Below are 11931 nucleotides of genomic sequence, written 5' to 3' on the forward strand. Positions count from 1 at the left end.
TTTCCTCTCAGGCAGCAAGAATACAGAATTCAGGAGTCAGAATAGCCCCAGAGTAAGTTTCTAATAATTTGCTGACCTCTTCGAGTAGTATCAATAGTTTTGAAGAATCACCATACCCCAAATCATTAGTCAGGATTAAGTAATAACGAGACTCTTCTAATGACCCTTGAGCTATATTTAAGTAGCGAACCTTGTCCGCCCTACCTCTTTTCTTAAATCCCTCGGCAATATTTGCGGGAATTGAAACTACCGATCTCCGAAATTGAGATGTCAAACTATACATCTCCTCTTTAGGAAACTTTCTCGTAAAGATGTAAATGCCCAGAACAAACTGATGGGCTTTTTGCCATACGATTAAGTCTTGAAAACTACACGCAGGCTCTCTCATTCTGTCTCCTAAATTCTGAATTCTGAATTCTTGCTACTGAGTAGTTACTTCTTTGTTACCTTTACCAACGAGCCATCCTGTAAGTTTTCTACCCCACGAATAACAACCTCATCAGCCATGTTTAATCCTTCTGTAATTTCCACTTTTTCTAAGTCCTGAATACCTAATTTAACCTGTTTCAGTTTAGCCTTATTTGCTTCAATTACATAAAGGTAATTATCCAGGCCACGATTAAAGACTGCACCTTGAGGAAGACAAAGCACATTACTATGCTTCTCTACTTCAAGCCTGCATCTGGCAAACATACCCGGCTTGAGCAAACCCTGCGGATTTTTAAGATAAATGGTGGTCTTAAAGGTTCTGGATTGAGGATTTATAGTCGGGGATAAGCAATAGATTATCCCTGTCCACCTCTTATCAGGATAGGCATCAAGCCAGACCTGGACACTTTGGTCTCTTTTAATTTTGGTAATCAGGTCTTCGGAGAGAGCCACCTCAAGTTTTGTGGTAGAGATATCCATAATGGCAAGGATTGGAGACTGGCCTGTCATCTCACCCTCATTCAGATATTTTGAGGTAATTATCCCGGAGATAGGAGCGGTAATATTGGTATCCCCTAACCCTTGCTTGGCAGAAGTAATGGCTGTCTCAGCCTGATTAACCTGAGCATTAGCAAGTTCAACCTGAGAAGAAGCCATCTTATAACCTGTGCTTGCCTTGTCAAAAGCAGCTTGGGCAATAGAATCAGTCTCTTTAAGCCTTTGGGCTCGATCAAACTCTATCTTAGTCAGCTCAAAATTTGTTTTTGCCTGCTTTAGACCTGCTTTAGCTGTATTTAACCCTGCTTCTGCTTGTAAAAGCCTGATTTGGGCATCAGTTGGGTCTAATTTTGCCACAACAGCACCTTGCTGGACAAAGTCATTCTCCGCAGCAAAGATTCTCAGTATTTTTCCACCAACCTTAGCCGAAATCTTTGCTTCACGAATAGGCAGGATAGTCCCCTGCAGGGTAGTGGTAAGGATTATTTCTGAGATAGCAGGCTTTGCAGTAGTAACACTAATTGCCTCTATCTTTGTCTCCATATCTTGTGGTTTTGCACACCCAACAATTAAAATCAATCCCAATACTATCATCCATTTCGCATTTCTCATTATTACTTTCCTCCCATTGCCTTTTGCAGCTTTGCCCGAGCTAAGTTATAGTCATACAATGCCTGATAATAATTAGTCCTTGTCTGGGTAAGCATTGTTTGGCTATCTAAAACATCTGTATTGGTTGCACAACCTTCTTTATACATCTCCTCGGTAATTCGCAAACCTTCCTCTGCCTGTCCAATGGATTTTTGGGCGACATCAATGTTTTTCTTAGTCTCCTCCATGCTAAGATATGCCTGCCTAACCTCAAGGGTAATGGCATCAGCCAGGGCAAGTTGTTGGGCCTTTAGCGACTCAAGGTTAGCCTCTGCCGAGTTGACTTTAGACCTTTTTGCTTTCCAGTCCCAGAGGTTATAATTTATCATAATTCCTGCCATCCATGTTTTTTCCCAGTCATTTCCTTGCTTTGCCCCCTTCTGGTAATCATAATTCCCTATCATAGACATAGAAGGGTAGTAGTTGCTTTTAGATAGTCTTACTATTTGAGCTAAAACACCAATATTAGCCATTATCTGCTTTAATTCTGGTCGTTTCGTTAATGCCTCTTTGATACCGGTATCCAGGTTTACTTGATATGGGGTAAATTCCAGAATATCCACTACATCAACAGACGCACTCTGGTCTTGTGCTAATATCTGATTAAACAACGCCTTAGCCAGGATAACGGCATTTTCTACCTTGATGAGATTTTGTTTTGTATTAGCCAATTGCACTTCTGCCTTGAGCACATCTACCTTAGCTACCATACCCGCATTATAGAGGTTATGGACTATCTGTAGGTGTGCCTCAACTTGTTTAACGGAATCTGTAGCAACCTGTTGAAACTTCGATGTCTTCAAGATGCCAAAATAGGTACTTTTTACTGCTAATATTAGCTCCTGCTTTACCCGCTCATACTCATATTGAGCAGACCTATGACTATATTCAGCCATCTCTCTTCCAGCCGAAAGTTTTCCTCCGGTAAAAAGTGGTTGTTGAAGGGTAGCCTTAAGATCATAAATATCATCATTACCTATAGTTATTGCTGCAAATGACGGGGCTTCATTTAATTTGGTGTAGTTTGAACTTAAGGCCAATGTAGGAAAAAAGGCTGATTTTGCCTCACTTATCTTTTCCTTAGCTGAGGTTACACTTTTTGATGCTGCCTGCAAGCTGTGGTTATTAGCAAGTGCTATCCGGATACCCTGTTCAAGCGTTAAGGGACTGGTTCCTGCCCATGTAGAACAGATAAGAGTAAGCACAACCCCAAAAAATATTACCAATCTTTTCATTCCTTAAGTACCCCCCTAAACCAAATTTCTAAGATGGTATCCCGCTCACTTGTGAGTGGATAATCCTCATCACTCATCAGCCATTTATAGATGATAGCATTAGTCATCCCAATCAAGGCAAAAGCTGCGGTTTGTGGATTGATATCCTTTATCACCCCTTTTTCTATGCCTCTACGGATATCTTCTTCTAATGGTATATAGGGAAGGTATTTTTCGCGGAATATCTTTCCAACCTCTTCTCTAAAGTCAGTCATCTCTTGAATCAGAACACGATAGAATCCGCGGTGTGTCTCAAAGAATTTCAAGTAGGTAGAGATTGCTTGTGTTGTTCTTTCAATAGGGGAATCAATGTTTTTAATTGCTTCCATAATGATATCCTTTATTTTAGAGATACCCCATTCTACCACAGCAAGAAACAATCCTTTTTTGCTTTCAAAATGACGATAAATCGTGCCCTTGCCTACCCCAGCCGTTACAGCTATCTCATCCACATCTGCCTTATGGTAGCCATCCCTTGAAAAGATAGCCATAGCTGCTTGCAGGATTTGTTCGGTTTTTTCTCGTTTTTTAGAAGAGATATGCCCTTCCATAGTCATCTCCTTTAAGATAATATTAAAATAAAACGGACTTGTCCGTTCTATTTTAATATTAGCCTAATTCAGTAAATTGTCAAGGTAATTCTTGCTTTTGATTACCCGCGACCATTATAACAATGAGGTCTTAAGCAAGCCTATTTCATGACCACAAGAAGCAAGATCCATCTATGAAGGTATCAAACAATATTGCGATTTGAGAAGGTAAAGATAAGATGCTCTAAATGTGGGGTTAAGGTAGAAAGATTAGGTTTTTTAGACAAATACAGCAGGTTTATACAAATAAAAAAGAGGGCAGATATTACCCTCTTTTTTATTTGTATATTTACCAATTATATAAATTTTATATCTTAATTATTCGTTCCGCTAATTTTTCAGCTATTTTTTCAGCTATTGCTTCCTGGAGATAGACACCTTCAGCTATTTTTTCTTTGGCTTCTCTTACTTTCTCTACCCTGACATCAGGAACAGCTCTGATCTTACTTTCAATCTTTTCTTTCCTTGAGAGACTTTTGGCTTCTTGGGAGATACTAACTCCATCCATGCCCATGGATTTTGCCTCTGGAGCAGCTTCTTTTTTAGCTGCTGGCGTAGATTTTGTAATTTCTTTTGGTCTTCCAATAGGATCTATTAACATCGGTAGAAACCTCCTACTTCTTTAATCGGCTAAAAAGGTAAAAAACTTTAGCAATATTTTTAAATTTTCTTTAATTAAATCTTTTTTGTCTGAATTTTGTCTGAATAATATTGTTAATAATAATATCGGTAATTACTTTTTAAAACTTAATAAAAAGCATTATATCTTTTAAAATTAAATCTTAAATTAATTTGAGGGCAAACAAGTTTATCTTTTATTGCTCGGTATTATTTCCTATGTCTAGTTTTCGTTAATAACTACTATAGCTAAAACAACTGAGTCTGTATTTGACTTTTTATGACCAATAACCACGATACGATCATTCATCTTTGATATCCAAATTAAAAATAGTAGTGAACACCCAATCCAATTCCATACCCTATAATTGACTTCTTTTCAAGCCATTGGAGATTATTTTTCTCTATATATTCGTCTCTATCTCTTCCTCCAAACACCCCTACTTCTAAATTTAATTTTAAATCTTCCCACTCTTTCGTTTTGCCAAACCAAAATTCTACCCCAAAAACTCCTTGGATTCCATAGGCTTCCCAAATTTCTTTAGTGTTAGCACCTTCTTTCTCTATATCTTTATATCCACCTCCTCCAAGGCTAAAATACGCATCAATCTTTTCCTTATCCCTTACTTTATAGAGCATCCCAAAGCCAAAGTTAATATTATAGTCATTTCCTTCTTGCCAACCCCCGAGAAGAAGTTGAGTGCCTATCTTTGGAGTATGCCAATGCCTAATGCTAATACCTGAAATACCCGAAGGGGTAACTTGGAAACCTACGCCAGTACTTGAACTTTCTCCGGCGTAAGTAAAAAAAGGTAAACAACTAATACTTCCTAAGAGGATTAAAGCAAGTAGTAATCTTTTCATTATCCCTTGTAATATGTCGGCGATTTTTCCGTCACCTTTGCCCAATTCACAGACAAGCGAACTTTTTTGCCACACGATTAAACCTTGAAAACTACATACAGGTGTTTTCATTCTGACTCCTAACTCCTTTCTTCTTTTAGATATTGAACAGGTGTTTTATAGTTTAAACTTTTGAGTCTTGTATTGTGATTATAATTATCCACCTATTCAATAACTTGTGATTTTCATAATTAAAATTGCTGAGTCCTGATGAATTATTTTTGAAGATAAAACCAACCATATATTTTAAAATGCCACTTACCAGTTTGGCCATCAGAGAATTAGATTGGGTAGAAATAGTCTTTAAGAAAGATAGGGGTGTAACTATAATTACCGCTAATGATAAAAAGCTTAAGTTGGATTGAGCCTTCAGGCATCAGCTCTCAATTATTTTTATTATATGCAATCCATTAATTAAGTTGACATACCTCGTAGGGAAAATCCACCCCCTACCCCCGCCAGCGAGGGACAGCCTCGAGCTTATCCCCCGCTGGCGGGGGTAGGGGGTGGAAATACAAGTTATTTATCAGATTGCATATAGCTAACCGCTGAACGTTCAATGTCTTAAATGTCTCTTTATAAACCAGATAACAAGCAAGATTATTATTACCAGAATAGCTGCATCTATGATATGCAAATAACAGCCAAGCTTGGTTTCGATTCCATGCTCCCATTCAGCAATTGTCTTAGCGTGTTGTCCTATTTTATAGCCCACAAAGCCTAAGGCCCAACACCAGGGTACTGAGCCGGTAAAAGTATAGATAAGAAACTTATTAAAGTTCATCTTGGCAATACCAGCTGGTAGGGAGATAAAGGTTCTGATGACCGGCAATAGCCTACTGGTAAAGATAGTTAAATCACCATATTTATTAAACCACTTATCGGCTAGATCTAAGTCATGCTTGGACATTAAAACATAGTGGCCATATTTTTCTAAGAAGGGTCTTCCACCCCAGACGCCAACCCAATAAGCTACCACAGAACCAACCACACACCCAAAAGCACCGGCTAACCCCACATAAAAAAGGGTTACCATTTCTCCATACTTAGAAACAAAAACCTTTGTCGCTACAAGATAACCCCCAAAAGGCATGATAATTTCACTTGGCAGAGGAATGCAAGCACTTTCTATAGCCATGGTCAAGATAATTCCCCAATAGCCAAGTGAGGAGATAACCCAGATAATAAAAGCACTTAATATTCCTAAAATAGTTTTAACCATTTATTTCTTCGAGTTCCTTCCATAGATAGTAGCCATAATTCGGTGGCGTCTGTGAATAGCTAACTTGTGTAAAATAAGGTGATAAATTCATTTTAAATTGCAAATTTAGCATTTTAAATTTAAAGTTTATAATTTGCAATGAATTTATCTACCCAACTATATTCTGTGAAGAGCCTGTTTATCTAATGATCACTCTTTGTTGTCCCCTCTTAATCTGGCCAATAAGATGAGCTTTTTCTCCTAAGGACTTAATCTTTTCTAAAATAATCTCTGTTCTTTCCCCAGGAACGATAAGAACCATTCCAATACCCATATTAAAGGTTTTGTACATCTCTTCTTGAGAAATATTGCCCTTCTTTTGAATAAGATTAAATATCTCTAAAATTTCCCAACTTTCTTTGTAAATTTCAGCGTCTACCTCAAGTGGCAAGATTCTTTGAACATTTTCAATTAAGCCACCGCCGGTAATATGAGCTATTCCATTAAGAGTAAATTTATTAGTTAAGTTTAAGATAAGGTTTACATATATTTTAGTAGGAGTAAGGAGAGTGGAAGAAAGATCTAAAAGCTCTTCTGAAGAAAAGATCTTCCTAATTAAAGAATAACCATTACTATGCACCCCAGAAGAAGCAAGGCCTATTATCTGATTAGTAGGCTCTATCTTCTCTCCAGTAATAATCTTAGACCGATCTACAATACCTACGCAAAAACCAGCTAAATCATATTCACCTTCAGGATAAAAATCAGGCATTTCTGCGGTTTCTCCTCCCAAGAGAGAACAATTAGCGATCTTACTACCTTCTACTATTCCTTTTATGACTGTCTCGGCCAGATTAAGGTCTAATTTGCCGGTGGCAAAGTAATCTAAGATAAAGAGAGGTTCTCCTCCCATGGCAATGACATCATTTACGCACATTGCCACCAGATCTATGCCGATCGTTTCATGTTTATTAGCCATCACCGCTATCTTGATCTTTGTTCCTACTCCATCACAGCTTGAAACTAAAACAGGATCTTTAAAATTAGTAAACTGAGGAGCAAATAAACCACTAAAACCTCCAATCTCAATTAAGGTTTCTGGTCTAAAGGTAGTCTTTACTAATCCCTTTATCTTAGAAACAAAGGTATTTCCTGCCTCAATATTTACTCCTGCCTCTTTATAAGTAAAGGTAGACATAAGTTCTCCTTTTATAGTAGTTACTAACGAAAATTAGACATAGGAAATAATGCGATTCAGAAATAAGACTTCAGACTTTTTAATTGATATATCTTTTTAGTTTTGGAGTGCATCGTCCGTAACGATGTATGCATTGACACGGTCAATGCACTCCATATAATTAGAATTACTGTCGCAACACCACCTAATCTTTTATTTCGGTGGGATAGCTTCCATCAAAACAAGCGGTGCAAAAGAAATTTCCTTCTTCATTGCTTACAGATTTTAACAATCCAGAAATACTTACATAAGCTACACTATCTACCTCTAAAAATCTCCTAATCTCTTCTATTTCTTGATAGCTAGCTAAAAGTTTTTTTCTTTCAGGAGTGTCAATTCCATAAAAACAAGGATATTTTATCGGAGGAGAACTTATTCGAAAATGAATTTCTAAAACACCACTATTTTTTAACAAAGATACTATCTTCTTTGAGGTTGTTCCCCTGACGATAGAATCATCGATTAAGACTACTTTCTTTCCTTTAAGGACATCTAAAATCGGGTTAAGTTTTATTTTTACCCCAAAATCACGAAAGACTTGAAGAGGGCTGATAAAAGTTCGACCTATATAATGATTTCTCATTAGTCCCATATCGAATGGAATACCAGATTCTTTTGAAAATCCCAAAGAAGCTGAAATTCCAGAATCAGGAACGCCAATGACCAGGTCAGCTTCTACCGGATGCTCTACTGCTAATTGTTGGCCTATCTTTTTACGAACCCCATGGACATTTTGTCCAAATAATTTACTATCGGGCCTGGAAAAGTAGATATATTCAAAGATACATTGAGCATACCTTTTAGAAGTAGCAAACTTAATAGAATTTAAGCCATTCTTATCAATGATCACCATCTCACCAGGCTCTACATCTCTAAGATGATCTACCTTTCCTAATAAGTTAAAGGCACAAGTTTCTGAAGCTAAGATGTAAGAATCATTTAACGTCCCAAGACTAAGCGGACGAAAACCTAGCGGATCTCTAATGCCTATTAGTCTTTCTGGAGTCATCAATAAGAGAGAATAAGAACCATTAATTTGCGGTAAAACATCAATTAAGGCTTCACTTAATTCTTTCTTTTTAGAACGAGTTAAGAGATGGAGTAACACTTCACTATCGGAAATAGTTTGAAAGATAGAACCATTTTCTTCTAATTCATCTCGAAGACTTTCAGTATTTACAAAGTGTCCATTGTGAGCAATGGCTAATCCTTTTTTATGGTAATTAATAACCAGGGGCTGAGCATTAACTAATCCAGAACCACCAGAGGTAGAATAACGGGTATGCCCAATCGCAATGCTTCCTAAAAGATCACTTAGAATCTTTTCGCTAAAAACATTGGTTACTAACCCCGCCTCTTTATGAAGGAGAATCTTTTCTTGATAAGAGGTAGCGATACCGGCACTTTCTTGACCCCGATGTTGAAGGGCAAAAAGCCCTAAGTAAGTTAACTTAGCAGCTTCTTGATGGTTGTATATACCAAAAAGACCACAAGCTTCGTGAAGTTTATCATTAAAGATATGCATATAAAAAGATTAGATTAATCCAATTCGTTTGTAAATAAAATCAACATTCTTCAAATAACTCTTTAAATTAAAACAGTCTTCTATCTCTGCCGGTGATAAAAAGGCTAATATCTTGGGGTCTTTAAGGAGCATCTCTTTGAAGTTTTGATCTTCAGTTAAGACTCGCCGGGTATTATGTTGAACTAAGTGATAAGCCTCTTCTCGAGAGAGACTTTTATTAGCTAAAGCTAAAAGTACTTTTTGAGAAAATATCAAGCCATGGGTACGAATGAGATTACTTCTCATATTGGCTTTATTTACAAATAAGTTATTAATTAGCTCCGTAAACTTCTTGATCATATAATCTAATAGAGAAGTACCATCAGGGATAATCATCCGCTCTACCGAAGAATGGCTGATGTCCCTTTCGTGCCAAAGAGGAATATTCTCCATAGCTATTTGTGACTTACTCCTCACTACTCGCGCTAATCCACAAATACGTTCAGCCATAATAGGATTTTTTTTGTGGGGCATAGCAGAAGAACCCTTTTGAGTAGGAGAAAAATATTCTTCTACTTCAGAAATATCAGTTCGTTGTAAGTTCCTAATTTCCAGAGCAAATTTTTCTAAACAACTAGCTATAATAGCTAAGGTAGCTAAATATTGAGCATGCCTATCTCTTTGAATAATTTGAGTAGAAATAGGATCTACTTTAAGAGAAAGCTGGCTACAAACATACTCTTCCACAAAGGGATCAAGATGAGCGTACGTCCCTACCGCTCCAGATAATTTCCCATAACTTATATTAGCTATAGCTTCTTTTAAACGGTCAATATTCCTTTCAGTCTCACAATACCAAAGAGCCATTTTTAAACCAAAAGTAATAGGCTCGGCATGCACTCCATGAGTTCTACCTATCATAATAGTTTCTTTGTGTTCTAAAGCTTTTATCCTTAAGGCTTCTTTTAAATGATACAAATCTTCTAAAAGAATAACACCTGCCTCTCTCATTAAGATGGCTAAACAAGTATCTAAAATATCAGATGAAGTTAACCCTAAGTGAATAAAACGAGAAGACTTTCCTACATGTTCAGCCACATTAGTTAAGAAAGCAATAACATCATGGTTTGTTTCTTCTTCAATCTGTTTTATCCGAGTAAGGCTAAAATTTGCTTTTTGTTCAATTTCATTTAAAGCTTCTTTCGGTATATTTCCTAATTCTGCTTGAGCTTTACAAGCTGAAACCTCAATTTGAAGCATAAGATTAAACTTATTCTCTTCTGACCAAATATTAGCCATTTGCGAAAGGACATATCTTTCATGCATAGATAATATTACTCCTTTTAATTGTTCTTATTTTTAGTAGGTTAGGCAAGCTATTTTAGGTAGTTTATTTAAGTTTCAGTCTTTGTTGCTACTCCCACTCAATAGTCCCTGGAGGTTTTGAGGTAATGTCATAGACCACCCTATTTACCCCCATCACTTCATTAATAATTCTGTTAGTCATTCTATCTAAGACATCAGAAGGAAGGCTTACCCAATCAGCCGTCATACCATCGTAACTTTGAACTACCCTAATAGCAATCACATATTCATAAGTTCTTTTATCACCCATCACTCCCACCGTCTTAATAGGAAGTAGGACGGCAAAAGCTTGCCAAACATCTCGATAAAGTCCACTATTCCTTATTTCTTGATCGACTATATAATCAGACTCTCTTAAAATCCTTAATCTTTCTTCTGTAATTTCTCCAATAATTCTAACTCCCAATCCTGGTCCAGGAAAAGGATGTTGCCAAACAATTTCATCTGGAAGATTTAACTCTTCAGCTAATAATCTAACTTCATCCTTAAATAAGTCTCTTAAGGGTTCAATTAATTTTAACTTCATGGTAGAAGGCAGTCCGCCTACATTATGATGAGTCTTAATAATAGCTGATGGTCCTTTAATTGAAACACTCTCAATCACATCTGGATATAATGTTCCCTGGGCTAAAAATTCAACACCATCTAATTTAGCGGCTTCTTTTTCAAAAACCGAGATAAACTCCCGGCCAATAATTTTTCGTTTCTCTTCGGGATTTATGACCTTATGAAGTTTTTTTAAAAAACTTTTTTTAGCATCAACCCAGACCAAGTTAATATTAAAACTATTCTTAAATACTCTTATTACTCTTTCTGCTTCATCTTTCCGTAAAAGACCATTATCAATAAATATACAGGTAAGTTGCTCGCCAATAGCCTTATTTATCAAGACTGCTACGGTGGATGAGTCTACCCCTCCACTTAAGGCACAAAAAACCTTCTTTTTGCCCACCGTCTTTTTAATATCTTCACAGGCACTTTCAAGAAAAGATTTCATATTCCAAATAGGGGAACAGTTACAAATTTCATATAAATAGTTTTTTATAATTTCATCTCCATAATTAGTATGAGTAACTTCAGGATGAAACTGAACTCCATATAACTTTTTTTCTTTATTCATTATTCCAGCTACCGGAGTATTAACGCTTTGAGCAATGACTTCAAAACCAGAAGGAATCTCGGTAATATAGTCCCCGTGGCTCATCCAGACTAAAAAGTTCTTTTTTAGGTTTTGGAATAATGATGAAGAGTTTAAAATTTCGATGGAAGTTTTCCCGTATTCTTGTTTATCGGCTTGAACAACATTGCCTTCTAAAGCATAAACCATCCACTGCATTCCATAGCAGATAGCCAGAATAGGGATGTTTAATTTAAAGATTTGAACTTCTCCTTGAGGAGCCATCTTGTCATAAACACTAGCCGGGCCCCCAGAAAGGATAATTCCCTTAGGCTTAAGACTCTTTATTTCTGAAATAGGAGTATGATAAGGTAAGATTTTAAAGTAAACTTTAGATTCTCTAATCCGACGGGCAATAAGTTGAGTGTACTGGGAACCAAAGTCAAGAATTAAAATTGTATCTCTATCCATTAGCAAACACCATTATTAAAGACCAAACTTAAGATCTTCCCATCCCAAACGGGCAATAAGTTGAGTGTACTGG

General features: G+C 36.8%; 12 protein-coding genes. 1 reads left to right on the top strand and 11 read right to left on the bottom strand.

Annotation, left to right across the window (positions count from 1 at the left end):
* Positions 1-7: 7 nt before the first annotated feature.
* The 6 genes from KJ849_05735 to KJ849_05760 all read right to left on the bottom strand — a co-directional run bounded on the left by KJ849_05735 (position 8) and on the right by KJ849_05760 (position 5035).
* The gene (locus KJ849_05735) at positions 8-388 is read right to left on the bottom strand and encodes a four helix bundle protein (protein MBU2600055.1); all 381 of its coding nucleotides are present in this window, start codon (positions 386-388) and stop codon (positions 8-10) included.
* 44 nt (positions 389-432) lie between these two features.
* A complete protein-coding gene (locus KJ849_05740; GenBank protein MBU2600056.1) occupies positions 433-1539 on the bottom strand; it encodes an efflux RND transporter periplasmic adaptor subunit in 1107 nt (368 codons plus the stop codon).
* Positions 1540-1541: 2 nt separating this feature from the next.
* Positions 1542-2813 (bottom strand): TolC family protein, encoded by a 1272-nt coding sequence (locus KJ849_05745; protein MBU2600057.1) that lies wholly within the window; start codon positions 2811-2813, stop codon positions 1542-1544.
* Positions 2810-3403 carry a TetR/AcrR family transcriptional regulator gene (locus tag KJ849_05750; protein MBU2600058.1) on the bottom strand — a complete coding sequence of 198 codons (594 nt, stop codon included), beginning with the start codon at positions 3401-3403 and terminating at the stop codon, positions 2810-2812. The genes KJ849_05745 and KJ849_05750 overlap by 4 nt, the downstream gene beginning before the upstream one ends.
* 346 nt (positions 3404-3749) lie before the next feature.
* The gene (locus tag KJ849_05755) at positions 3750-4043 is read right to left on the bottom strand and encodes a flagellar biosynthesis anti-sigma factor FlgM (GenBank protein ID MBU2600059.1); all 294 of its coding nucleotides are present in this window, start codon (positions 4041-4043) and stop codon (positions 3750-3752) included.
* 341 nt (positions 4044-4384) lie between these two features.
* Positions 4385-5035, bottom strand: coding sequence for a hypothetical protein (locus tag KJ849_05760; protein MBU2600060.1), 651 nt, complete (start codon positions 5033-5035; stop codon positions 4385-4387).
* A gap of 149 nt (positions 5036-5184) precedes the next feature.
* On the opposite strand from KJ849_05760, the gene KJ849_05765 reads away from it, so the two are divergent.
* Positions 5185-5328 (top strand): hypothetical protein, encoded by a 144-nt coding sequence (locus KJ849_05765; protein MBU2600061.1) that lies wholly within the window; start codon positions 5185-5187, stop codon positions 5326-5328.
* Positions 5329-5519: 191 nt separating this feature from the next.
* Here the strand turns inward: KJ849_05765 and KJ849_05770 are convergent, their stop codons facing one another.
* From KJ849_05770 to guaA, 5 genes are all read right to left on the bottom strand, one after another.
* The gene (locus KJ849_05770; protein MBU2600062.1) at positions 5520-6185 is read right to left on the bottom strand and encodes a DedA family protein; all 666 of its coding nucleotides are present in this window, start codon (positions 6183-6185) and stop codon (positions 5520-5522) included.
* A 178-nt stretch (positions 6186-6363) separates the two neighbouring features.
* On the bottom strand, positions 6364-7362 hold the full coding sequence (gene purM / locus KJ849_05775; GenBank protein MBU2600063.1) for a phosphoribosylformylglycinamidine cyclo-ligase: 999 nt from the start codon (positions 7360-7362) through the stop codon (positions 6364-6366).
* A gap of 184 nt (positions 7363-7546) precedes the next feature.
* Positions 7547-8926, bottom strand: a complete 1380-nt coding sequence (locus KJ849_05780; protein ID MBU2600064.1) for an amidophosphoribosyltransferase — start codon at positions 8924-8926, stop codon at positions 7547-7549.
* 9 nt (positions 8927-8935) lie between these two features.
* A complete protein-coding gene (locus KJ849_05785) occupies positions 8936-10231 on the bottom strand; it encodes an adenylosuccinate lyase (GenBank protein MBU2600065.1) in 1296 nt (431 codons plus the stop codon).
* 88 nt (positions 10232-10319) lie between these two features.
* Positions 10320-11864 (bottom strand): glutamine-hydrolyzing GMP synthase, encoded by a 1545-nt coding sequence (guaA, locus tag KJ849_05790; GenBank protein ID MBU2600066.1) that lies wholly within the window; start codon positions 11862-11864, stop codon positions 10320-10322.
* Positions 11865-11931 lie beyond the last annotated feature (67 nt).

It is taken from the genome of bacterium, from assembly GCA_018830565.1.
Classification (GTDB): domain Bacteria; phylum UBA9089; class JAHJRX01; order JAHJRX01; family JAHJRX01; genus JAHJRX01.